Here is a 22,670-nt window from a genome sequence, read left to right as displayed (position 1 = left end):
CCCAGAATATTATAATTCGTCGGATGCGGGTACTAATTGGGCTTTGAGGTCGGGTTCCTCCATGTTTTTATCTAAAGGAAACATCGGTCTTTTAATATTTTTGTATCCCAGGCGCTCTAAATCTTGGTCTACACCACCTGGTGTCAAGGCCATTATCCAGTCCCCTCGCATATCATACAATTCCGGAACCAAATATCCTATTTTAACTACAACGATATCCGTTTCCCTAGGTTGCAGTCCCAAATCGGTAAAATCGCTTTCTTGATGATAAGGCTTTCTTTTTTGGGTTACGATGACGTGGATGCTTCCCGTTTTAACGACGACTTCTACTTCTGCATCACGGTCCCCTTCATGAATGGCGGTAATAGTTCCGGTAAGCTCTAAAGGAGGGGCGAATCGATGGTCTACCGCTGCGCCGACCGTGGCAGAAACCTTCTCGCCTATACCAAGTTTTAGGGCTTCTTTGATCAGTTCAGGACCGGGAATCGACGCGTAAATCAGCGAAGGTCCGTTTTCCGATTTGAACTCGGGCCGTGCTAAGAGCTCCCTCAACGTCCAAGTAACATCCCCTGCACCCCCAGCGGTCGGGTTATCGCCCATATCACTAATCATATAAGGTTTTTTATCGCTTTTCAAAGCCATGGCCAAGCTTTCTTCCAAGGTTGCTACCGGGGCGACAAACTCAAATTCGTTACGAACATCCCAAAAGGCCTGTGCCAACTTCTCCGCTCCCGCAACTACTTTATCTTTGTCATCGCCGGTTACCATTACTACCCCATGGTTACGGGGTTCATCGGCCCATGCATAGCCGATCCAAATGGCCGCATCTACTATGCCTTCTTGATCGGCCACATCCGGAACTTTGGCGTAGAGGCTTTTACCTGGCTCAATACGCGTACTTGTTTTTTCTCCTGGTAGTAGAATAGGTACTGGTATACGTACTTTATAGGCAGGCTTTCCCTTCCCGCTTTCCAGCCGGTCCAATAGGTTGGTAATTGCCCTTTCCTTCGATTCCAAAGCGTCTTCGTGCGGTGCCATCCTGTAGCATGTAATAAGGTCGGAATGTCGAGCTAAACGTTCGGAGACATTGCCGTGCAAGTCCATCGATGTAGATACAAGTACATCGGGTCCGATTACCTCTCGAATACGTTTGATAAGATCCCCCTCGGCGTCCTCTAAGCCCTCTACGCTCATGGCTCCATGAATATCAAAGAAAAGGCCGTCGTAGGGGCCACTATTTTTTAACATGGTGAGGGTTTTCCCGACCAAAGACTCATACGCTTCTCGGGTAACGATTCCCCCTGGTAATGATTTGCCCAATAGTGTAGGCACCCATTCTGCCCGTTTTCGGATGGTTGAGCTATCAGCAAAAAAAGGATAGCGGGTAAAAATCGAATCGCCGATTCTGGCATGAAATGCTTCTTCTTGGGTCTTTGCAGGTGAAAAGGTACTCGACTCAATACCTAGGCCGGCAATTGCAATTCGGGGAAGGTTATTTGTCACGTCATTTTTCTCTTTCTTTGAGTTGCAACCGCTGATTAAGAGAAAGATGCAGTTAAGGAACAAAATTGATTTTTTCAAAATAGAGGCCGATTTAGAAGTATTAATATTCGATTAACATATGGAGTAAGTTACAAATTTTCGATAGCAGTATCCCGGTCTGGAAAACAGACTGCTAACCTTTTAGGATAATCGTAATTTTTTGTCGCCTGATTGAATAATCCCTATCTTCGAAGGATAATTATAGCGGAATTTATGGCCAATTATAACATCGATGCAAAAAAAGACATGACCTACGATGCCATAGTAATCGGATCGGGTATCAGTGGGGGATGGGCCGCCAAAGAACTATGTGAAAAAGGACTTAGAACGTTGGTGCTTGAGCGTGGCCCGATTGTAGAGCATGTAAAAGACTATCCCACAATGCACCTTGACCCGTGGGACATGGAATATCGTGGAGGTTTGACCCCAGAACAGAAGAAGAAACATTACAAGAATATTAGGTCGGGTTGGGTCGGTGCAGATACCGAACATTTTTGGGCGGATGATGCGGCCAATCCCTACACCGAGGTCAAGCCTTTTCTTTGGCTACGGGGCCACCAAATGGGCGGTAAGTCTTTGCTTTGGGGGAAGCAAACGTATCGATGGAGTGACCTTGATTTTGAGGCCAATGCAAAGGACGGTCATGGTGTTGACTGGCCCATTCGCTATAAGGATATCGAACCGTGGTACACTTATGTTGAAAAATTCGCAGGTATAAGTGGAGAGCCCCTGGGGCTACCACAACTACCGGATAGCCATTTTTTGCCGCCCATGGCGCTTAATTGTGTAGAAAAGCATGTGAAGGGTAGAATTGAAAAAGACTTTCCCGGAAGGCATATGATTATTGGTCGCGTGGCCCACTTAACACAGCCACACAACGGTAGGGGCCAATGTCAATATCGAAACAGGTGCAGTAGGGGTTGTCCTTACGGAGCTTATTTTAGCAGTAATGCAGTCACCTTGCCACCGGCAAATGCTACAGGTAACCTTACCATCAGACCTTTTTCCATTGTACAGTCCGTTATTTATGACGACACCAAAGAAAAAGTAACCGGGGTACGTATCATCGATGCAGAAACGAATGAGGATATTGAATATTCGGCTAAAATCGTTTTCGTGAACGCCTCAACCCTCAGTACGACCCAAATACTTATGAATTCAGTTTCCAATCGGTTCGAGAACGGCTTGGGCAACGATAGTGGGGTATTGGGTCATAATTTAATGGATCACACCTATAGGGTAGGGGCCACGGGGAAAGTCAACGGTTTTGAAGATAAATATTATAAAGGGAGAAGGCCCAATGGCATTTATATTCCCCGCTATGTGAATATCGATGAAAAGACCCGATCCGATAAGTTCTTACGTGGCTTCGGTTATCAGGGAGGAGGTTTTAGGGGCGGTAATCCGGCGAATATAGAGTCGTTCGGTGCCGATTTCAAAGATGGCATTTTAAAACCCGGTCCTTGGGAATTTTTCATTACCGGTTTTGCCGAATGTTTGCCCTACCATGAGAACAAAGTGTACCTCAATAAAGACGTAACCGACAAATGGGGACAACCCACCTTGTCTATCGACGCCGAGTTCAAGGAAAATGAGAAAGCATTGAATAACCAAATTCAGAATGATGCCGTGGAGATGCTTGAAAAAGCAGGACTACAAGACGTGTTAGGTTTTGACAATGAACATCCACCTGGATACGGTGTGCATGAAATGGGAACGGCACGTATGGGCCGTGACCCTAAAACTTCCGTATTGAACGGATTCAATCAAGTGCACAGTGCAAAAAATGTTTTTGTGACCGATGGAGCCTGTATGACTTCATCTTCATGTGTTAATCCTTCCCTGACTTATATGGCCCTAACAGCTAGGGCTGCCAATTACGCCGTATCTGAAATGAAAAAACGAAATATTTAAACCATGAACAGGAGAAAAGCGCTCAAACAAGCGGGGTTTTTGGCGGGTGCCACCGTATGTATGCCTTCTTTTTTATCGCTATTGCAATCATGTAAGAACGAAACCCGATCAGATTGGCGGCCGCAGTTTTTTAAAGAAAAGGAAGCTAAAACTATTTCTGCTTTGGTCGATATGATACTTCCGCGTACCGATACCCCTGGAGCCTTGGACGTTAAGGTCGATATGTTTATCGATAAGGTAATCGCCCATACTTATGATAAAGAAGGTCAAGAAGCTATGCGAAATCGGATTGCCGTTTTTAATGCCGAGTGTAAGAAAGACTATGGTGATGATTTTATCAATTTAGGCGAAACCGAAAGGGTCGAAGTATTGAAAAGCCAGGAAGCGAATTCGGCAAAGTTCAATCCCGGGGTTTGGGGTACCTCGGTTGGTGATCAAGAACCTATAGGCTTTTATCGGGCCATGAAGGCAATGGCAATTTGGGCCTATTTCACCTCCGAAGAAATGGGAGAAAAAGTACTTAGTTATGACCCTATTCCTGGTGGTTTTGAACCATGCAAGCCGATTTCCGAAGTGGGAAACCGCTGGAGTTTGTAATCTATTATTTTAATGCGGAACCATAGAATTAAAAACATTAAAAAAGAAGTGCTTTCCGATAATTGGTACACTTTGAACAAATTTACCTATGAGTACCAAAAAGACGACGGCTCATGGGAAATACAGGAACGCGAGGCCTACGACCGCGGAAATGGGGCGGCCATTTTACTGTTCAATAAAAAAAAGGGTACGGTGGTATTGACCAAGCAGTTTCGTATGCCCACATATGTGAACGGTAACGAAGACGGCATGATGGTGGAAGTATGTGCTGGACTCCTTGATGGTGATCATCCGAAAGATTGCATAAAAAAAGAAGTTGAAGAAGAAACCGGCTATCGTATAGACGAGGTGGAAAAAGTTTTTGAATCCTATATGTCACCAGGTTCGGTGACCGAAATACTGTATTATTTTGTCGCTGCCTATGAACCAAAAATGAAAGTTGGGGAAGGCGGCGGTGCCGCCGATGAGACCGAAAATATCGAGGTGTTGGAATATCCTTTTAAAAAAGCCTTGGAAATGATACGTACGGGCGAGATTAAAGATGCCAAAACCATTCTCCTGTTGCAATATGCCGCTCTTCATAAATTATTGGAATAATTTGCTAATACGTATCCCTGATCTGTTCTAGTACGAGTTGCATTCTTTTTTTTACTTCAGATGACGACTCTCTGAAGTGATTGTTCATGAAACTAAAGATTAGGGTTTTCCCCGATTTGGTGATCAAATATCCACTAAGACAATGGTTATTGCTGAGGCTTCCGGTCTTGGCATAAATATAAGGGTCCGGATTCCCTGCATACCAATCTTCCAAAGTGCCAGATACCCCACCTGCCGGGAAAAAGGTAAACAATCGTTCCCTTGACGTGTTTTGATATAGCTTATCCAATACTTGCACAATTGATGCCGGGCTGAACAGGTTATATCTTGACAGCCCTGAACCATCGACCCATCTGGGCGGTTGCTTTAGATCGGAAAGCTGATTCTCGATCATGTATTCACGTACAGCATTGCTATTCAAGGTATCCAAAAGGGTAGATGAGGCAAGGAATAGGAGCTGTTCCGCTAAAAAATTGTCGCTTTCGTGCATCATCCGCTTATACACGGAATCCGAAGCAATACCATACACAATATTTTTTTCGGATTTTGGCATTTTTGGAGTCAGAGAGATTTCTTTGCCGAGCAACGATTCTAATAAGGTCTTTGTCAAGGCCGAGTCCGTTCTATATGGTATTTCGGTCGTGTCGTTTCTAGAAAGCGCATAGTAGAAGGTATTACTTTCAAGGTTTCTATTCTTCGAGTAGTTTATGGAGATAACGCTATCCTTAAAATAGAAGGGGGTGACTCTTAGGGAATCTGTATTCGAAATAGTTACGACATTCCCATAAAGAGGTAGTGGGCCTCTTTCAGGTTGATAGTAGTACTGGTAGTCGCCCCAAGACCATCCTGGCCCTAATTTAGCATCTTCGAAATTGTTCAGGTAGAGGGCAATATCTTTATGATTTTGCAGGAATTTAATGGCGGTACTATCTTGAAAATATGGATGTAGCAAGGTCGGGTCTCCCGTACCTTCGATATACAAAGTGTCATTTTCTAATACATACTTTAAGGAGGGTATGCGGTCTGGGAGAAGCTGTAGGGCCGAGTATAGGGTGAATATCTTGGTATTGCTAGCGGGCGTGAAATATCTAGAACCGTTTAGATTGTATAAGGTATCGCGGGCTACCGGATCATACAGCATAAAACCGGTGAACTGGTTTTGGTAGAAGGGCGATGTCACAATTTCATCGGTACTTTTTCTTAAGGCCCTGGTCGTAGAGGCACACCCCAAAAAGAAGAACGCAATTAAACTACAAGTTATTAAGGGGTTGAATATTATAGAGAGGCTTCTCATCGGCTCAAAACAAAGGGTTTAACAAGAATTTAGCTAACTTTTAACAGGCGTTTCGCAATAAAATATAGTCGTAATAGTTTAACTTTAGAAGGAGTTTTTACTCCTAACAACTAATTAATTTAACATTTTGAAATATGGCAAGAGCTATGCTTGAGTACTCTAAAACAGTGCTAAAAAAAGTTAGTTTTGACACAAAATTGTTTTTAAAAGAACTGAAAAAAGCGGTTTCAAGATTACTCCCCGAAGAAATCGAGGAACTTAAACTCTGGTTAGAGCAATTTACTACTGATAAACCAGAACTTCAACAAAGTTTAATTTATTTAAAAAGATAATAAAAACCCTCCGATCGGAGGGTTTTTTTAATTTTTGCTCAAGGGGCTGATGATCTTGACGTCTTGAAAGGCTATAGCACCTCTGACGATACTCGCTATTACATCACGTAACGCCTCTGTTATTTGGATTTTAAGTTCACTCTTGTGGTAAATTAAACTGACTTCCCTAGCAGGAGGAGGATTTTCAAAATATTTCAAGTTCTTCCTTTTTTCATCATCTAACTCTAATGTATTTAGAAAAGGCAGAAGGGTCATTCCTAAATTTTCATCAGCTAAATTAACGAGGGTTTCGAAGCTACCACTTTCCAATTGAAAATGTTCTTCTTGGAAATTTCTTGGAGTTTTGCATAGATTAATAACACCGTCTCTAAAACAATGTCCATCTTGCAACAAAAGCACGTCGTTGATATCCAAGTCTTCGGGTCTAAGATTTGAGGCATTTCCCAATCTATGGCTTTTTGGAACATAACCGACAAAGGGCTCATAGTACAAAGGCCTTTCTTTAATAAACTCTATTTTCAATGGAGTGGCCGCAATGGCCGCATCAAGGTGACCGTCTTGTATGTTGCGTATAAGGTTTTCCGTACTTTGTTCTTTGATGATGAGATTCACCTTGGGATACTTCTTGATGAATGTCTTTAAGAACATCGGCAATAGGGTAGGCATTACGGTTGGGATGATCCCTAGCGCATACTCGCCCCCGATATACCCCTTTTCCTGATCGACGATATCTTTGATCCTATTCGCCTCGTTTACGATGTTTTTGGCTTGGGCCACAATCTTTTTTCCTACCTCTGTAATCGATATAGGCTTCTTTCCACGGTCAAAAATCAAGATATCGAGTTCATCTTCCAATTTTTGAACCTGCATACTGAGCGTGGGCTGTGTAACGAAACTTTTTTCGGCGGCCAACGTGAAATTTTGATACTCGGCGACGGCAAGCACATATTGTAATTGAGTAATGGTCATGGCATAGAAATCAGACCCGTAAAAATATAAAAACTATCAATAAAATTTATTAAAAAGGATCTTCAATATTTATTAAATTGATATTGTAACAAGATTTAAAAACAAAATATATAGATAATATCAGGTTAAATGACAATATGGCCTAGCTTAGGTAGCGTATTAAAAATACGCTGAGGTAGAAATTCATTGGTCTCAAGCAACTACAACAACATACCGACCGTATTTATGGGCATTGAATGCACAACATATCAGATCTAGGTCTGGTGTAATGATCCATCGGCTATGTCGAGTCGTGCTCAAACGTTTTTTACGGGATTACAGGTATAAAGAAAACAAAGCGTCAAGATTGCTAAAAATAGTTTATTTGAAGCATTTGGCCCGATGGCCTAAGAGGTTGGTTGCTTCGAGACCCAATACAATGCGACGACGAAAGGAATAAAAGTGACAATCCCGATTAAAATATAGAAAAAGGTCTTACAAACTTTCATGGCTAAGTATTTGAAATTACGCATGATTAAAATCTTTAAACCTTGGTTCTTCTAATTTAATTGTTCAAAAACGTTGAATTTCAACTTTTTTAGACGAGGTGCACGGCTAGTTGGCATTTTGGTCAAGACTTTCCTGTAGCCATTGATAATAAGGCTGAATTCCAGTATACTGTTTAGGCGCATTCAATAATTCCAAATTTGGACTCATTGTTACGTAGTACGGTTGCGAGGCGGTTTCAAAATTGACGTGTTGAAAAGTGGCCCATTTTTCGCCAATAGTATTAATTGCTTTTAGTTGATTTTCCTTCACCTTAAAGTTGAATTTTTCATTTTCTTCAAGTACTCTTCTATCATCGATATACAAGGAAATCAGCACGAACTCGTTCTTTAACATCTCAAATACCCTTGGATTACTCCAAACATTTTCTTGCCAGTTTTGAGGCTTCCGACGAGGTGAGGTCAATGGTGAATAGAATTTTTGTGGATAGGGCGGCAGTATCCGGGTTGGAAACCGTTTGGGAATTGTTTCCCCCTTGATTTAAGGTTTCGGTATTGCCGTTTAGGTCTGATGGATCGATGAGATTTATCTCTTCCCGTAAACAGCTGTTGAAACAACAAAGGGTCAAAGCAAAAGCCGCTCCAGAACTAATAGGCGTTAAAAATTTTTTACGCTCCATACTCGCATAAATTTTAAGCTTGAAAAATCAATGCTTTTGTATAGAGAACAACTTGATTTAAAAAATTACGCCAGCAAGTCGTTAAAATTTTATTAAAAGTTTTTTGTGCAGGAGGAGATCTATTTGGGAGTGATGTATCCCTTGTAATTAATTCGAATAGATTAGTGGAGAACTTTAGAATTAGGACACCTTGAAAATAAATTGATCTCCGATTTCAAGAACTCAATGGGTTAGGGGTACAGCATGTGTATTTGCCACTTAAAAAAGATGAGCATGGACCTAGTTGAAATCAAAAAATGATTTCAACGAAAACAGCTCTTTCTTGATTATCATCGCTTCCCATTATTTCAACCTCGTTTACATAGTACTTGGTGTTATCGCGTACTAGCCCGACATCCTGGGAATTGGAACTCGTCGTCTTGCGAATTTTACGGTGGGCCTTACCTCTCAATTGTACTATGTCGCCTTTTTTCAGCATGGCATTCGGTTCCATCTTGTCAGTTGAATCTTTTCTGGCAATTATATCAAAGACCTTATCTAAAACCAAATTATCCTTATTCTCACCCAAGGTCCTACCAACAAATAGCCAGCCTTTAGAACCAATGCTATTCAATTTTTTTAAGGCTGCATCATAATGTGCCGTATTCGATTCCATATAGTTGATGTAATCGTTCACCGTGTTGCCTTTTTGGGCAATATCCCACTCATTATCCTTTGGCGGACCAACGTTATTCCCAATTAATTGTTTCTCTAAATTTTCTATGATTTTCTGTGCATTCGTCGCATTATCCTTGGCAACGTCAAAATAAATAATTTTAGGGGGGGTTTGCTCTTCATCGACAGAAGCTGTAACTGTCTCTAAGTAATTATTATATTCCTCAACAGTATTGAATCTTTTGGCTCGCTCCCACAGTGAATCATTTTTTTTGTTCAAAATGGAATCTATTTCTTTCTTTAGATCCTTATCCTTATCGGTTAAAACTCCTAAATAGTCCGAATAGGCGGCCATGGTATTTTCTTGTTTGGCCTTTTCCTTAAGGCTGGTCAATTTTCGCTCCAATTCATCTTGAAGCTCTTTTTGTTGTGATTTAACATAAAACAAACCTGCGGCTATAACTGCAGCTACCACCGCTGCTATGATAATTCGAGGGAGTACTTTGGTTCTGAATTTTTTCCTTTTTTTATTTATCGTATACTGTCTTTTACTTTCCTTAATAAACTCGGTACAGTTTTCATAATTGGTATCGTATTGGGAAGCCCAGGCCTTATTGGGTGTAAAATTGTTCCACCACTCTTCCGTTCTCTCATATTCAATACCGGTCAATAAGGCTCTTTCCCCCGCTTTGTATTGTCGTTCTTTAACAGATAGGGCCTTATATTGTTTGGCATTACGTGCTTCTTCTACCACGAGCTCGCGCAATGTTCGCCATTGCCGGATCAGGCTTTCATGCGAAATATCGATAAGTTTGTCATCACTATCGCCAATACTTTCGATGACTAGAAAAGAACGTCCCCCTGCGTTAAAGCTATTGATTACATCTAGCACTTTTTCTTCCGAGGCTTCGGTCAATACCACAAGTTTACTTAATCGTACCTGTCTTCTTATTTTACGATTGTTTTCATCAATCTTGGTTAATGCTTTAAATAAGGTTTTGGCAATTTTTTTTTCATTGGAAGATAAATTTTCAAGCGCTTCTTGGGCATGTCGGGAAAGTGCTTTTTCGATACCGCCCACAGCTTCATAATCTTCAAAACCGATTACATCTTTATTGGCCTCGTCTTGATGTTCATCATATTCCCACATGCGCATCAGTATATGCTGCAATATGGGAAGCTCATCTTGTACATCTCCCAGGTTATTAGTGAGTTTTGACGTTAACGCAGAATTGAACTTTTTACCGGATAACCGGGCCGGACCTTCAATGACTTTCTTCAATTCTTGGCGGGAGAGCCTGGGCACAAGATATTGACTTTTGTTCATAGCCTCGGGCAGACCATGATATTCGGCACAGTCTCCTATAAAGTCAGAGCGCATGGTGAAAACTATATAAAAGGGAATCAAATTCTGCTGTGAAAGTTCAAGAAGAATATTGACCAATGTTATGGATTCGTTCATACTATCGGCCCTAGTTTTCTCACCGTCTTCCGGCTTTTTCTTGGCAAAGGCAAATAATTCTTCAAATTGGTCTACCAAGAGGAAGAAGTTGAAATTATCTTTTTCCCTAAGCGGACGTATTCGTTCAAGAATTGCATCGATACCTTCTTCTTCGATTTGAGTCACAAATTGCTGAACATCATTCTTTTTGGGCTTTTTATCAATCTCTTTTAGAAGTGCTTCAGCAAGGTTATACAAGGGTGATTCACCTGGTTTCATGATGGCAATGATCCACCGATTACTGTCTTCGACAAGAAAGCCTCCTTTGAGGGCTGGAATAAGCCCCGCTCGCAATAATGAAGATTTTCCGCATCCAGAACTTCCGATTACGGCCACAAATTTGTGATGATAAAGTCGTTGAAGTAGTTCTAAGGTTTGTGTTTCTCGTCCAAAAAAGAACGAATTTTCATCCGTATGGTAAGGCCTTAGACCTACATACGGATTAGTTTTGTTTGGCATTTGATTCCCCCTTTATATTGCTAATGAATTGTTCCAATAAATTAGTATCTAATACCTCATGTTTACTATAATCGATAATGTTAACGGGAACACCATTGATATTTTTGACCTTTAGCATTAGATCATCGTTGGATGCCTTGTCTGGGGGAGCGGCATAGATATAAATGTCTTCAATGGGGCTGTCGTTCCAAAGAAGCTTGTTGGCAACGGTATTAATTCTCGATTGTACCCAATCGCGCGAAGATTTTCCATAGATAAAAACGAGTTTTTTAACCTCGTCCATCCGTCTTTGTAATATTTTTTGATTTTTTTCGGGGTCTTGGCCCAATGGGGCATAATGGGTTACAAATTTGTACTTGTCAAATGACTTCTGCAATTCCATGGCGTAGGACTTATCCTCTACATTGTAGTCAAGTAAAATATCCAATTCGTCGTGCGCTCCCACTTTTTTACTAAGCTCTTCGGCCATTTTTTTCTCCATGAGTACTTCTATGAAATTAAGTACCTCTTGAGTCAGTCCACTTTTATGGTCTACAATGAATTCATAGTTCTTATCTAGTGAATTGCCCGAGGCATCGGTAGGCGTACCTCTTTCAAGGGACTGTATGAAAACACGATAGGGTTCCGATTCGATTTTATCGATATCGATTTGGGAAGACATATAAATCAATTGGGGGACAGAAGATTTCAGGGCGACTTCCACTTGTTTTTTCCGATACCAGTTGTCCGGATCTCCTTCAATTTCAAGTCCTGGGTATTGGTCTAAGAGATGTATGGCCAAATTGGCATGTTCCAACACTTGGTGGCATTCCTCTTCATGGGCTTTGGCCTCTCGGGCGTCTTGACTGTTTAAAATTATTTTATACCCTTTTTTTTGCAGACTGCTTATAAGCGTTTTACGCAGAGACAGAAGTGATTCTGGGGCATCTGCGAAGTAAATGGTGAATTCATCGTCTCTCGGCAGGTCGACCATTATGGACGTTGCCTCTTTTTCTACGGACTGGTTTTTAAATTGCTTTATGAGCTTAAAAAGGGCCGTTCTAAGCTTTTTCATTTCTTCGTTGAACGCGGTGGAATGCAATTCTAAAGGATCGGCGGTGACCCAATCTTCTTTGTTTTCTACTTTTTCATGAAAGTGAAATCCTGTTCTATCGGCGAATTCGGGCAACCAATCCTCGATGGGCATATCATAAAGAAGCACATTCACGATACGTGAGCTATGGCCCATGTCTAAACCTTCCTTTAAGGATTTTTGGTGAAAAAGGCTTACTTCTTTCTTGCACCAGTCGGAACCCCGGTAGCTCGGAGAATTAAAACAGAGCATAATGGCCGCTTTATCTACAGACTCTTGAATCTTAGGGTCAAAAAATTCGTTGCCATCCAATTTTCGGTCATCGATCCATATATTAATATCGGTTCCCGTTAAGCGTTCAAGATCAAAATGAAGGGATTCGACAAACTTTTTTACCCACCCTTCGTTTTGTTTAATATTGTCTTTGTGCGCATAACTTATAAAAATATCGATCTCAAAGTTGGTCGCTGTTTGCATGATTTCAAAGTTGGTTTGTCCTTAGTAAGTTAGTGAAATATCCAATACAAACCACCGCGACAGTCTAATACTCTATAAACGCTATTTTGATTTGGGTATGATAGCGCAAAAAGTATCTGGCTAATGAATTAATTGTAGGGTTAGAAAGCTAAGTGAAGCATCTTTATAATTTATAGGTGTCCTCGGAGCTGTCCTTACCTTACTATTGTTCCCCACAAAAAATAGAAAACTTCATGGTATCCGTTTAAGAAGATCGATACTTTCTTATTATGATGCCTAGACTTAATGTATGCTTCCGTAAAGATTACCTCTTTTATAAGTAACTTTAAGCATTTCCCTAATGGATATACTATGAGATCGCAAGAGTTACATGATATAAAAAAAATGCTCGAAAAGCAGGGGTACATTAGCGATGGTGCTATCGCCATGTCGATATTTTTGGCGATGCAGCTTGAAAAGCCACTATTGATAGAAGGGCCTGCAGGTGTCGGTAAAACTGAGGTTGCCAAGGTTATGGCCAAGGCATTGAACACCGAACTGATACGCCTACAGTGTTACGAGGGGCTCGATAGTACCCATGCCCTTTACGAATGGAACTATCAACACCAACTACTCTTCTTAAAAATGCAAGAGGCCGAGGGGGAAAATACCAAAGGGCTTGAAAAAACTATTTTTTCAGACCGGTTTTTACTCAAAAGACCCGTACTTCAGGCCATTACTGCCGCCCAAAAACCTGTGCTCCTTATTGATGAGATTGATCGGGCAGATGAAGAATTTGAGAGCTTTCTTCTAGAAGTATTGTCTGATTGGCAAGTAACAATTCCGGAAATTGGTACTATCAAGGCAAAAAATAAGCCTCAAATTATTTTAACGGGTAACCGTACCAGAGAGCTCTCCGAAGCCCTCCGCAGAAGATGTTTGTACATCTGGATCGATTATCCGGATTTTGAAAAGGAACTGGCCATAGTAAGAGCGAAGGTGCCGGAAGTGGATCAACAGTTGGGAGTACAAATCTGTACGTTTATGAAAGAACTTCGCCAACTGAAATTGGAAAAGACCCCTGGTATTTCCGAGACCCTTGATTGGGCCAAAGCTCTCGCAAGCATGCATCTTACCCACTTGGACAAAAAAGTGGTGGAAGATACGTTGGGTGTCGTACTCAAAGACTGGCAAGATATGCGCCATACTCAAGATGCGCTTTCCGAGCTACTTGAGAAAACGGGCGTTGTATCAAGAATTGGTTGACGCAATGCCTCAAGCTGTTATCAGATATCGTACAGAACTGTCGGCCAATATAACCCTGTTATGCCGTTTTTTAAGAAGACGTGGTTTTCAGCTCGGGGTTACCGAAGAATCCGATGCCCTCAAGGCGCTGACCTATTTGCCAATAGGTAGTACCCATTATTTTAGGCAGGCCCTAAAGGCTATCTTGGTAAAAAACAAGTATCAATTTGAAAGGTTCGACGGGTTCTATGATGAATTCTGGGAGCAACTGGCCAAAGCAACCGATGCCAAAGTCAAGGATGAGGTGGTGAAGAAGGATAAAAAATCTAAGGCACAACAGTTAGAAGCCCGTTTTGAGTCCCTTAAAGATTGGTTGAACCTTAAGCCCTCGGAAGAAGAAAAGGAAGTCAGTTCATTAAGTCATTTGGAGGTCTTGACCAAAAAGAATTTTGCCGACTTGAGTGAAGATGAAATTCGCCTGATGATGCGCTTGTTGAAAAAGCTTGCAAGAAAAGCGGCACATCGAAAAAGCCGCTTACGCATCACTTCGAATAAACATAAAAGGCTTGATCTAAAACGGACCATTAGGTTGAACATGCGAAAAGGAGGGGATATTCAGCGCTTGGTTTATAGTCGTCTAAAAGACAAGAAATTCAAATTAGTGCTGTTGTGTGATGTAAGTAAATCGATGGACCTATATAGCCGATTCTTTGTTCACTTGATCTATGCCTTTCAAAATGCATATGATAAAATAGAGACCCTAGTCTTTAGTACTGCCCTACATAAAGTAAGTGATATTCTTGAAAACCAGGAATTTGAAAAGGCCTTCGACATGATTTCGGAGAGGGTACCCCATTGGTCGGGCGGTACCACTATTGGTAGTTGTCTGCAGGATTTCGTCACGGAATACGGACATCGATATTTAGATAAAAAGACAATGGTGTTCATCGTAAGTGACGGGTGGGATACTGGGCAACCTGAAGTTATTAAGAATGCGATGCAAATAATTTACAAGAAATCAAGAAAAGTGATTTGGTTAAACCCGTTAGCGGGAAGCCCAACTTTTTCTCCGGAAGCCTTGGGAATGAGAACCGCCCTTCCCTATATCGATCTTTTGGGTTCGGCTCATAATCTTGAAAGCTTGAAGCGAGTACTTTGGCAAGTGCAGCGAAGAAGAAATAGCACCATACCTCAGTAAAATCAGGTTCGAAATTATCTATGTCTTAACAAATGATAATCTTATATAAGAATATCACAAAAAAATACCGTTGAAAGTCATAATATTCAATCGTATTTTTTATATTCATAAACTAAATTTTGATAACCAAACAGGCAGGTTCCACTATTTTTTAGGCACGTTTTACTATTTCATATGATCTACGCGTGTCTATAGGTTTGCGGTTCTGTCTTTTGAAAAATTTAATCTTAACGTATGAAAATAAACGGCAATTATACCTTGAACGTTACTCCTGCAGTTTTTTGGGAAATGGTAATGGATCCTAACGTACTCGAGAAGGTCACTCCGGGTATTAAAGAGCTAAAAGAGGAAGGTCCGGACAAGTATGAGGCGATCTCCCAGGTAAGGGTGGGGCCTGTAAAAGGGAATTTTAACGGTAACTTGGTCATAAAGGATAAGGTTCCACACGAAAGCTGTACACTGGAAATCGATCAAAAAAGTAAAATGGGCAATGTGATTGCTGAAATTGTCATGAAAATGGTACCTCTTGAAGACGATAAAACCGATATTCAATACACGGGAGAGGCCAAAATGTCCGGTACCTTGGCCAGTATGGGCCAGCGTATTATGAGTGGCGTAGTAAGTACGCTCTCCAAGCAGTTTTTCAAGTCAATGGAAGAGGAAATCGAAAAACGGGATAAGAACTGAAAAAAAATATGAATTCAAAATTCTATCAAGTATGGAAATAACACTAACTGTAAACGGGACAGAATTTACCCGTGACATCGAACCCCGGTTGAGCTTGACCCAATTTTTGAGGGAGCATCTGGATTTGACAGGAACCCATATCGGCTGTGATACAAGTGGCTGTGGTGCGTGTACCGTCACGTTGAACGGTGATGCCGTAAAGTCGTGCACGATTTTGGCCGTTCAGGCCAACGGAAGTGAAGTAACCACTATAGAAGGTATGGCCAAAAATGGAGAAATGCACCCTATTCAGGCCGCCTTTAAGGAGGAACATGGCCTTCAATGCGGATTTTGTACACCAGGAATGGTAATGGTTGCAGCTGATATCCTTAAGCACAATTCCAAACCATCGGAAGAAGATATTCGACATGGGCTAAAGGGTAATTTCTGTAGATGTACGGGGTATCACAATATTATTAAATCCATTCAGCATGCTGCTGAAACAATTAACAAGTAGCTATGGGAAATTTTATAGGAAAATCAGTCAAAAGACGTGAAGATGCAAGATTTCTAAAGGGAGCCGGGAAATACACCGATGACATTAAACTTCCGAAGATGGCCCATGCGGCGTTTGTACGGAGTCCCTACGCCCACGCCAAAATTCTTTCCGTCAAGACGGAGGAAGCCGAAAAGGCAGATGGGGTGGTCGCCGTATTTACCGCTAAGGACGGATGTGGTGAGTTTGGGGTGCCTTGCGGTTGGCAGGTAGATTTCAAAAATGGAGAGACGATGAGGGAGCCGAAGCATCCTTTATTGGCCAAAGATAAAATAAAGCACCTCGGGGAAGCGGTGGCGATTGTCATAGCCGAAACCCTCGAGCAGGCGCGCGATGCCGTTGAATTGGTCGAGGTAGATTATGAAGAACTTCCTTCGGTGACCGATCCCAAAAAAGCTATGGAGGAGGGCGCACCGCTAGTTCACGATGAATGGGAAAACAATGCCGCTTTCGACTGGTGTATCGGAAATGATAGGGCAGAGGTAGAGGCGGCTTTAGAGAAGGCACATCACGTAACCGAAATGGAATATCGCAATCAAAGATTGGCGCCAAATGCCATGGAGCCCCGAAGTTATATTGCCGATTACGATGTAAATGGGGATAAATGGACACTCTACACCAGCACCCAAAACCCTCATCTGATTCGATTGTTACTCTGTGCCTTCGCCTTGGGAATACCAGAACACAAAGTGCGCGTCGTATCTCGTGACGTTGGGGGAGGCTTTGGCAGTAAGATATATCATTATACGGAAGAAGCACTTTTGACATGGGCGTCAAAAGAAATAGGTCGCCCTATAAAATGGACCTCCGATAGAAGTGAGGCGTTCTTAACAGATGCGCATGGTCGCGACCATGTCGTAAAATCGAAAATGGGTTTTGATAAAGATGGAAAAATCGTTGCTCATCTGACCGACGAGTATTGCGGTATGGGGGCTTATCTCTCTACTTTCGCTCCTGCTGTGCCTACTTATTTGCACGGTACCCTCTTTCAAGGGGTGTATACAACCCCACTGATTCATTTGAACGTTACGGCGCCTTTTACGCACACCGTTCCCGTTGATGCTTATCGAGGCGCAGGTAGGCCTGAAGCTACCTATTTGTTAGAGCGGATCATATCCAAAGGGGCTCAGGAAATGGGCATGGATCCTGCGGAAATAAGATTTAAGAACTTCATCCCTCCATTTGACGGCGTAGAAGAAGAAGGGTACCAGACCCAAGTGGCCCTGCAATATGATAGCGGCAATTATGAAAAAGCACTTAAACGGGGATTGGAAATGCTCGGATATGAAGATTTTAGAAAAGAGCAAGAAAAGGCTCGCAAGAAGGGAAAACTTTTAGGAGTGGGAATCTCCACCTATATCGAGGGATGCGGTATAGCACCTTCGGCCGTAGTCGGAGCTTTAGGAGCAAGGGCCGGATTGTATGAGGTGGGTCAGGTACGCGTACAGCCTACCGGTAAAGTATCGGTTTTCACAGGTGCCCATTCCCATGGTCAGGGCCATGAAACCGTTTTTGCCCAGTTCGTGGCAGATAAGTTGGGTATACCGATGGATGATGTCGAAATCGAACATGGCGATACCGAGCAAGTCGCTTTTGGTATGGGAACCTATGGTTCAAGAAGTCTTGCCGTGGGCGGAAGTGCGATTATAAAGAGTATCGACAAGATATTGGAAAAAGGAGCCAAAATAGCAGCCCATAAATTGGAGGCCGCAGAAGAAGATCTCGAATATTTGGACGGAAAATGGACGGTCAAAGGTACGGATAAGTCGATTTCTTTTGGTGATGTTTCGTTGACAGCTTACGTGCCCCATGATTATCCTGAAGGTTTGGAGCCAGGACTTGACTTCTCTAGCTTTTATGACCCTAGCAATTTTACCTATCCTTTCGGTACGCACATTGCGGTGGTAGAGGTAGATGCCGATACTGGGGCTGTTGAACTTCAGCGGTTCATCGCCGTAGACGATGTCGGTAATGTCATGAACCCGATGATTGTAGACGGTCAAATACAAGGTGGTGTCGCCCAAGGAGTGGGGCAGGCCCTTTTAGAAGAAGTGGTATACGATGAGGGCGGACAAATGATTACGGGGTCATATATGGATTATGCCATGCCTCGGGCAGATGATTTACCCATGATAGAAACGGACAGAACTACTACCCCTTGTCCTCACAACCCCTTAGGAGTTAAAGGTGCAGGCGAGGCAGGAGCTATAGGGTCTACCCCTGCCGTAGTTAACGCAGTAGTGGATGCTTTGGCCCATTTGGGGGTAACGGATATACAAATGCCGCTCAAACCCCAGACAGTTTGGAGAGCGATGCAAAATTAACAACGAAACACAAAGAGCATGATACCAGCAAAATTTGATTACATAAAAGCATCTTCGGTAAATGAGGCGGTAAATCTTTTGGACGAGCATGGCTTCGATGCAAAAATTCTTTCGGGAGGCCATAGTTTGATTCCTGCGATGAAATTAAGGTTGAACCGTCCTGAAATACTAATCGATATCAGCGGAATTTCCGGTTTGAATACTATTGAAGAAACCGGTAGCGAAGTGATTATAGGTGCCAATTGTACCCACACTCAAATTGTGAATTCTGAAGTGATTTACAAGAACGTCAATATTCTAAAGCAAGCTGCCGAAACGGTCGGTGACGTTCAGGTACGAAATCGAGGTACCATCGGTGGTAGTTTGGCCCATGCAGACCCCTCGGCAGATTATCCTGCGGTTGTTCTGGCCTGTGAGGCAAAAATAGAAGTAGAAGGAAAGAAGGGTAAACGTACGATCGATGCAAAAGATTTCTTCGTAGGCATTTTTACCACAGCCCTTGAAGATGACGAATTGATAACAGCAGTGCGCTTTCCCAAAGTGGCCCATGGGAACTATCAAAAGTTCTATCAGTCGGCCTCAAGATTTGCTGTGGTAGGCGTAGCCGTTGTTCATGACGGTAGCGGGGTCAAAGTAGGGGTAACAGGAGTCGCGGACACTCCCTATCGGGCTACCGCAGTAGAAAAAGCCTATAAAAACAACAATGATTCCGATGCGGCCGAACATGCGGTAGACGGTGTCGAAGTTATGGAAGATCATTTTGCCGACGCCGAATATCGAACTCATTTGGCTAAAGTAATGGTCAAACGGGCCTTGGAAGCTTAGCCTTGCAGAGTGAGAAATAAAATTTGAAGGGAAATAATGTTCAGGGGTAATATTGCCTGATATATTTCCCTTTTTTGTCGGCCGTGATGCGCGGGGCACAAGATGTCGAACTCACTTTTGCATTTTTAGATAATAGTCAGCCGAGTGCTTCCCTGAGCCATACAACAAAAAGAAAACACAAACTAGCAAAACGCAGAGTGCTAGAATCAAATTGGTCGTATTCATTGTACCGATGAAATTGACCAAAATGGCTCCGATCAAAATGGGCAATTGGGCCAAAACGGCCCATCGTGTGAGTAAGCCTATTACGATTAAAAAACCACCCACAAAGTGTGCAGGGGCTACATAGTGCAGAATGCCCATCCCCCCAGGTATATCTTCAAAAGGCCGAATAACCTCTATCATTTGTTGATGATTCGACATGATATCAATGCCTTTCACAAAAAGAAAAACCCCAAGTCCGACACGTAGTAGGTCTAGGGGATAATACGTATGGGCATTGGCCCATTTATTCAAAGATTTAATGGTTCCCATGATTCCTTATTTATTGAACTGCGGTATGCAGTGACGATTGTTGTTATAAGTTACTCATTTTTAGCAATATAAAAAAGTTAAAACCTTGGATCTAAAAATCAAGGGAACTCTTCGAAAGGGGTAGGATTATTTTTAAACTGTCGCATGGCTAAGAAAACGATTCAGTTCTTTTTAGGCTTCTTTCTGCTACGGGTCGCTTCCGGGTTAAAAAGAAGGCATTGTCGAATCCAGAATGCCAATTGTTCATCGGTATCCAAACCTTCAGAAGAAACGAATACATACCCTCTCATGGCCCTTCCGGTTAAGTCCATAGGCTTACAATGTGGTTGAGCAAGTAATTTTTCGTAATTGTCCCCGCCTACTCGGCACATCAATCTAGAAGAATTGTTGTTTTTGTCTATATCAAGACCAAAACACATTTTTTCATTGACCATAAAGCAGAGTCCCCCCATCATTTTCTTTTCTTCAAAAGCGATATGTTCACTTCTGAGTATTTGTCGTGCCCTATCCGCTAAAAATTCATCATATGCCATACATTGAATGTTTAAAATAGGTGTGGTCTGTTCATTTTCGTAGGTTATAAAAGCCCTCAAAAAAATCATCACACCCGTTAAAAGAACTGATCAGGAGGTACCACTAAGGTCGTAAGTTCTACGGTATGTCCATCAGGGTCTTTTGTGTACATCGAATGAAAATAATGATGGTCGCTAAGGGTATAAATTAGCCCTAATTCATTGTATTTTATTTTAGCCTTCTCAAAATTATCACGCGTAACATAAAAGGCGAAATGGTCAATCTTAACATTTTTGGTGTCGGGAACCTCCGGATCCTCCACATTTGCCGGAAACAAGGCGATACCTGTTTTTCCGGCGAACATAAATATAGGATAATCACCCCATTTTTCCAGCTTATATTTTTTTAAACCAAGTACTTGGGTATACCAATCGACCGAAGTTTCAATATCAGCTACCCGTATCGCTACATGATCGAGATTACTTATTTCGAATGAAGCCATTTTTTAGAAATTTGCAAAGGCCCCGAACCGGAGCATTAGGTAAATATGTAAACGGAATGCATTACCCGATTTCGTTCCAGACCTTTTCGATAAGTTTTTTGGTGGCCCATATTCCCTCAGGTTCCGAAATAGCTTCTCCCTCGTACTCTATACCGATATATCCGTTAAATCCCGAATCTTTTACAATTTTCAGCATTTTATGGTAATTGATAATGGTCTCATTACCATTTAGGTCAAAGTCGTAAGACTTTGCACTTACACCTTTGGCAAAAGGAAGAAATTCCGATACTCCTTGATACCGGTCGTATACTTGGCTACACGTATTGTTTTGCGTGCTGCCCCATTTGGTGGCGAGGCACCAGTTTCCAAAATCTGGAAGCGTACCCAAATAGGGGTTGCCCACTTGCTCTATAATGGAAACCACGAACTTGGCATCAGAGGTATGAAGGCCATGGTTTTCGATAAGGATATTGATGTTTTCCTTGGCCCCGTAGGATGCCAACCTACCCAGTCCATCGATCAAGGATGTCTTAAGAGACGCCCTATCGCCTTCCCCAAAAGCATTGACGCGGATGGAATGACAACCCAGAATTTTGGCCGCATGGATCCATTTGTAATGATTTTCTACCGATTTAATCCGCTCTAGAGGGTCAGGGCTCCCTAGATCTCCTTCCTCGTCGACCATAATGAGAAGACTTGTAACTTCTTCATCGTCGGCCCTTTTTTTCATTTCGGCCCAGTATTTTTCATTATTGGCCTTTTCCGTATAGAATTGGTTGACGTACTCTACTGCATGTACTCCAAAATTTTGCTTGGCGATATGGGCAAAATCGGAAGCATTCATTTCACCTTTTTCCAAAGCTCTGTGAAACGACCATTGTGCCAATGAAATCTTTAAGTTGCTCGGTAAGGATAGGCTGGTTTTGGACATTTCGTAAAAAGCTGAGGTTGAAGCTACCGAGAGCGCGGTGGCTCCTAAAGTAGCTTGTTTAATGAATCTTCTGCGGTCGGACATTTCAATCTTTTTTAGAAGAAGTTTTAGGGCTCGCAGCCCCTTTAATATCACTTCTTTCTTTCATCAATTCAGCGATAGCCCTACTAGCTTCGTCTGGTCTCTTTTCAAGGGCCTCTATAATTTTAGGGTGGTCGTGCTCCCGATTTTGAGAAAGCTTGTACTTGGCTTGAAAATCCGATATTTCGACTTGAAACCCTACGACCCCATGAACTTGCTTTAAAGTATGATTTGACATGTTTTTCAAGGAAACGGGGTTTTCACTTTCAGCCTCATATTTATCGACCAATCGATGTAGCGAAGCCATCACTTCGTATTGAGACAAAATTCGAATTTTTCCATACACATGAACGGCCACATAATTCCATGTGGGAACCTCTTCTTTTTGGTACCAAGAAGAAGAAATATAGGCGTGGGCGCCGTTGAAGATGCAGAGTACCTCCTCGTTTTTGGCGAAGTCTCTCCATTGCTGGTTTGATTTGGACATATGACCGACGAGTATGTCTTTTCCTTCCGCCTGTACATCCAGTTCCATGGGTAGGTGTGTGGCCCACGGTTTGCCGGCTATTTGACTCACCAAAACTCCAAAACTGTTCTGACGAATAAAGGTTTTGACCTCTGATAAGTTTTCGTTTCGTTGATATTCAGGTATGTACATAATCTTCTGCTGTAGAGAGAAACCAACACCCCTTGTTTAAACCAATTTTAAATGGAATAGAGTCAAGGCTTCTACTACCTATAGG

Annotated in this window: 22 protein-coding genes; 10 read left to right on the top strand and 12 right to left on the bottom strand. The window is 42.2% G+C overall.

All coding sequences use genetic code 11. The features are described 5' to 3' along the window. Window positions 1–9: 9 nt before the first annotated feature. Window positions 10–1,581, bottom strand: a complete 1,572-nt coding sequence (locus F2B13_RS05115; RefSeq protein WP_149303457.1) for a M81 family metallopeptidase — start codon at window positions 1,579–1,581, stop codon at window positions 10–12. Between the two features lie 174 nt (window positions 1,582–1,755). Here F2B13_RS05115 and F2B13_RS05110 point away from each other — a divergent pair, with 174 nt between their 5' ends. The 3 genes from F2B13_RS05110 to nudK are packed head-to-tail and all read left to right on the top strand — an operon-like array spanning window position 1,756 to window position 4,650. After that, the gene (locus F2B13_RS05110) at window positions 1,756–3,456 is read left to right on the top strand and encodes a GMC oxidoreductase (RefSeq protein ID WP_149276199.1); all 1,701 of its coding nucleotides are present in this window, start codon (window positions 1,756–1,758) and stop codon (window positions 3,454–3,456) included. Between the two features lie 3 nt (window positions 3,457–3,459). Then, window positions 3,460–4,053, top strand: a complete 594-nt coding sequence (locus F2B13_RS05105; RefSeq protein ID WP_149276198.1) for a gluconate 2-dehydrogenase subunit 3 family protein — start codon at window positions 3,460–3,462, stop codon at window positions 4,051–4,053. 12 nt (window positions 4,054–4,065) lie between these two features. Beyond that, the gene (nudK, locus tag F2B13_RS05100) at window positions 4,066–4,650 is read left to right on the top strand and encodes a GDP-mannose pyrophosphatase NudK (protein ID WP_149276197.1); all 585 of its coding nucleotides are present in this window, start codon (window positions 4,066–4,068) and stop codon (window positions 4,648–4,650) included. 4 nt (window positions 4,651–4,654) lie between these two features. Here nudK and F2B13_RS05095 read toward each other — a convergent pair whose 3' ends face one another. Then, window positions 4,655–5,944, bottom strand: coding sequence for a D-alanyl-D-alanine carboxypeptidase/D-alanyl-D-alanine-endopeptidase (locus F2B13_RS05095; protein WP_149276196.1), 1,290 nt, complete (start codon window positions 5,942–5,944; stop codon window positions 4,655–4,657). 134 nt (window positions 5,945–6,078) lie between these two features. On the opposite strand from F2B13_RS05095, the gene F2B13_RS05090 reads away from it, so the two are divergent. Then, the gene (locus F2B13_RS05090; RefSeq protein ID WP_149276195.1) at window positions 6,079–6,276 is read left to right on the top strand and encodes a hypothetical protein; all 198 of its coding nucleotides are present in this window, start codon (window positions 6,079–6,081) and stop codon (window positions 6,274–6,276) included. 27 nt (window positions 6,277–6,303) lie between these two features. Here the strand turns inward: F2B13_RS05090 and F2B13_RS05085 are convergent, their stop codons facing one another. The 5 genes from F2B13_RS05085 to F2B13_RS05065 all read right to left on the bottom strand — a co-directional run bounded on the left by F2B13_RS05085 (window position 6,304) and on the right by F2B13_RS05065 (window position 12,573). Beyond that, on the bottom strand, window positions 6,304–7,245 hold the full coding sequence (locus F2B13_RS05085) for a LysR substrate-binding domain-containing protein (RefSeq protein ID WP_149276194.1): 942 nt from the start codon (window positions 7,243–7,245) through the stop codon (window positions 6,304–6,306). Window positions 7,246–7,839: 594 nt separating this feature from the next. Next, the gene (locus F2B13_RS05080) at window positions 7,840–8,127 is read right to left on the bottom strand and encodes a hypothetical protein (protein ID WP_149276193.1); all 288 of its coding nucleotides are present in this window, start codon (window positions 8,125–8,127) and stop codon (window positions 7,840–7,842) included. A gap of 16 nt (window positions 8,128–8,143) precedes the next feature. Continuing rightward, window positions 8,144–8,410 carry a hypothetical protein gene (locus tag F2B13_RS05075; RefSeq protein ID WP_149276192.1) on the bottom strand — a complete coding sequence of 89 codons (267 nt, stop codon included), beginning with the start codon at window positions 8,408–8,410 and terminating at the stop codon, window positions 8,144–8,146. 289 nt (window positions 8,411–8,699) lie between these two features. Then, window positions 8,700–11,024 carry an nSTAND1 domain-containing NTPase gene (locus F2B13_RS05070; RefSeq protein ID WP_149303455.1) on the bottom strand — a complete coding sequence of 775 codons (2,325 nt, stop codon included), beginning with the start codon at window positions 11,022–11,024 and terminating at the stop codon, window positions 8,700–8,702. After that, window positions 11,008–12,573: a toll/interleukin-1 receptor domain-containing protein gene (locus tag F2B13_RS05065; RefSeq protein ID WP_149276190.1), complete on the bottom strand. Its 1,566-nt coding sequence runs from the start codon at window positions 12,571–12,573 to the stop codon at window positions 11,008–11,010. Before F2B13_RS05065 ends, F2B13_RS05070 begins: the two co-directional genes overlap by 17 nt. Window positions 12,574–12,924: 351 nt before the next feature. Between F2B13_RS05065 and F2B13_RS05060 the strand changes: the two genes are divergently transcribed. The 6 genes from F2B13_RS05060 (at window position 12,925) to F2B13_RS05035 (ending at window position 19,366) form a co-directional block, all read left to right on the top strand. Then, complete coding sequence (locus F2B13_RS05060; protein WP_149303454.1) at window positions 12,925–13,818, top strand: AAA family ATPase; 894 nt, start codon at window positions 12,925–12,927, stop codon at window positions 13,816–13,818. 4 nt (window positions 13,819–13,822) lie between these two features. After that, window positions 13,823–14,995 carry a vWA domain-containing protein gene (locus F2B13_RS05055; protein WP_198440081.1) on the top strand — a complete coding sequence of 391 codons (1,173 nt, stop codon included), beginning with the start codon at window positions 13,823–13,825 and terminating at the stop codon, window positions 14,993–14,995. 234 nt (window positions 14,996–15,229) lie between these two features. Continuing rightward, window positions 15,230–15,682, top strand: a complete 453-nt coding sequence (locus F2B13_RS05050; RefSeq protein ID WP_149276187.1) for a CoxG family protein — start codon at window positions 15,230–15,232, stop codon at window positions 15,680–15,682. Between the two features lie 31 nt (window positions 15,683–15,713). After that, window positions 15,714–16,178 carry a (2Fe-2S)-binding protein gene (locus F2B13_RS05045; protein WP_149276186.1) on the top strand — a complete coding sequence of 155 codons (465 nt, stop codon included), beginning with the start codon at window positions 15,714–15,716 and terminating at the stop codon, window positions 16,176–16,178. A gap of 2 nt (window positions 16,179–16,180) precedes the next feature. After that, window positions 16,181–18,541, top strand: coding sequence for a xanthine dehydrogenase family protein molybdopterin-binding subunit (locus F2B13_RS05040; protein WP_149276185.1), 2,361 nt, complete (start codon window positions 16,181–16,183; stop codon window positions 18,539–18,541). 18 nt (window positions 18,542–18,559) lie between these two features. Next, on the top strand, window positions 18,560–19,366 hold the full coding sequence (locus tag F2B13_RS05035; protein WP_149276184.1) for an FAD binding domain-containing protein: 807 nt from the start codon (window positions 18,560–18,562) through the stop codon (window positions 19,364–19,366). Window positions 19,367–19,477: 111 nt separating this feature from the next. Here the strand turns inward: F2B13_RS05035 and F2B13_RS05030 are convergent, their stop codons facing one another. From F2B13_RS05030 to F2B13_RS05010, 5 genes are all read right to left on the bottom strand, one after another. Beyond that, window positions 19,478–19,900: a DoxX family protein gene (locus F2B13_RS05030; protein WP_149303450.1), complete on the bottom strand. Its 423-nt coding sequence runs from the start codon at window positions 19,898–19,900 to the stop codon at window positions 19,478–19,480. Window positions 19,901–20,061: 161 nt separating this feature from the next. Next, the gene (locus F2B13_RS05025; protein WP_149303449.1) at window positions 20,062–20,433 is read right to left on the bottom strand and encodes a TfoX/Sxy family protein; all 372 of its coding nucleotides are present in this window, start codon (window positions 20,431–20,433) and stop codon (window positions 20,062–20,064) included. A 77-nt stretch (window positions 20,434–20,510) separates the two neighbouring features. After that, window positions 20,511–20,915 carry a VOC family protein gene (locus F2B13_RS05020; RefSeq protein WP_149303447.1) on the bottom strand — a complete coding sequence of 135 codons (405 nt, stop codon included), beginning with the start codon at window positions 20,913–20,915 and terminating at the stop codon, window positions 20,511–20,513. Between the two features lie 61 nt (window positions 20,916–20,976). Further along, window positions 20,977–21,930 (bottom strand): sugar phosphate isomerase/epimerase family protein, encoded by a 954-nt coding sequence (locus F2B13_RS05015; RefSeq protein ID WP_149303445.1) that lies wholly within the window; start codon window positions 21,928–21,930, stop codon window positions 20,977–20,979. Between the two features lies 1 nt (window position 21,931). Then, window positions 21,932–22,585 carry an FMN-binding negative transcriptional regulator gene (locus F2B13_RS05010; protein WP_149303443.1) on the bottom strand — a complete coding sequence of 218 codons (654 nt, stop codon included), beginning with the start codon at window positions 22,583–22,585 and terminating at the stop codon, window positions 21,932–21,934. Window positions 22,586–22,670: the final 85 nt, after the last annotated feature.

The organism is Pareuzebyella sediminis (genome assembly GCF_008367235.1).
Taxonomy (GTDB): Bacteria; Bacteroidota; Bacteroidia; order Flavobacteriales; family Flavobacteriaceae; genus Pareuzebyella; species Pareuzebyella sediminis.
This window is presented reverse-complemented; position numbering and strand designations above follow the sequence as displayed.

Coding starts and splice junctions, on each gene's coding strand:
- F2B13_RS05065 (WP_149276190.1), bottom strand. CDS start 12,573: ATGCAAACAGCGACCAACTTTGAGATCGATATTTTTATAAGTTATGCG.
- F2B13_RS05055 (WP_198440081.1), top strand. CDS start 13,823: ATGCCTCAAGCTGTTATCAGATATCGTACAGAACTGTCGGCCAATATA.
- F2B13_RS05105 (WP_149276198.1), top strand. CDS start 3,460: ATGAACAGGAGAAAAGCGCTCAAACAAGCGGGGTTTTTGGCGGGTGCC.
- F2B13_RS05010 (WP_149303443.1), bottom strand. CDS start 22,585: ATGTACATACCTGAATATCAACGAAACGAAAACTTATCAGAGGTCAAA.
- nudK (WP_149276197.1), top strand. CDS start 4,066: ATGCGGAACCATAGAATTAAAAACATTAAAAAAGAAGTGCTTTCCGAT.
- F2B13_RS05020 (WP_149303447.1), bottom strand. CDS start 20,915: ATGGCTTCATTCGAAATAAGTAATCTCGATCATGTAGCGATACGGGTA.
- F2B13_RS05110 (WP_149276199.1), top strand. CDS start 1,756: ATGGCCAATTATAACATCGATGCAAAAAAAGACATGACCTACGATGCC.
- F2B13_RS05090 (WP_149276195.1), top strand. CDS start 6,079: ATGGCAAGAGCTATGCTTGAGTACTCTAAAACAGTGCTAAAAAAAGTT.
- F2B13_RS05075 (WP_149276192.1), bottom strand. CDS start 8,410: ATGGAGCGTAAAAAATTTTTAACGCCTATTAGTTCTGGAGCGGCTTTT.
- F2B13_RS05045 (WP_149276186.1), top strand. CDS start 15,714: ATGGAAATAACACTAACTGTAAACGGGACAGAATTTACCCGTGACATC.
- F2B13_RS05025 (WP_149303449.1), bottom strand. CDS start 20,433: ATGGCATATGATGAATTTTTAGCGGATAGGGCACGACAAATACTCAGA.
- F2B13_RS05080 (WP_149276193.1), bottom strand. CDS start 8,127: ATGTTAAAGAACGAGTTCGTGCTGATTTCCTTGTATATCGATGATAGA.
- F2B13_RS05070 (WP_149303455.1), bottom strand. CDS start 11,024: ATGCCAAACAAAACTAATCCGTATGTAGGTCTAAGGCCTTACCATACG.
- F2B13_RS05095 (WP_149276196.1), bottom strand. CDS start 5,944: ATGAGAAGCCTCTCTATAATATTCAACCCCTTAATAACTTGTAGTTTA.
- F2B13_RS05015 (WP_149303445.1), bottom strand. CDS start 21,930: ATGTCCGACCGCAGAAGATTCATTAAACAAGCTACTTTAGGAGCCACC.
- F2B13_RS05030 (WP_149303450.1), bottom strand. CDS start 19,900: ATGGGAACCATTAAATCTTTGAATAAATGGGCCAATGCCCATACGTAT.
- F2B13_RS05060 (WP_149303454.1), top strand. CDS start 12,925: ATGAGATCGCAAGAGTTACATGATATAAAAAAAATGCTCGAAAAGCAG.
- F2B13_RS05085 (WP_149276194.1), bottom strand. CDS start 7,245: ATGACCATTACTCAATTACAATATGTGCTTGCCGTCGCCGAGTATCAA.
- F2B13_RS05050 (WP_149276187.1), top strand. CDS start 15,230: ATGAAAATAAACGGCAATTATACCTTGAACGTTACTCCTGCAGTTTTT.
- F2B13_RS05035 (WP_149276184.1), top strand. CDS start 18,560: ATGATACCAGCAAAATTTGATTACATAAAAGCATCTTCGGTAAATGAG.
- F2B13_RS05040 (WP_149276185.1), top strand. CDS start 16,181: ATGGGAAATTTTATAGGAAAATCAGTCAAAAGACGTGAAGATGCAAGA.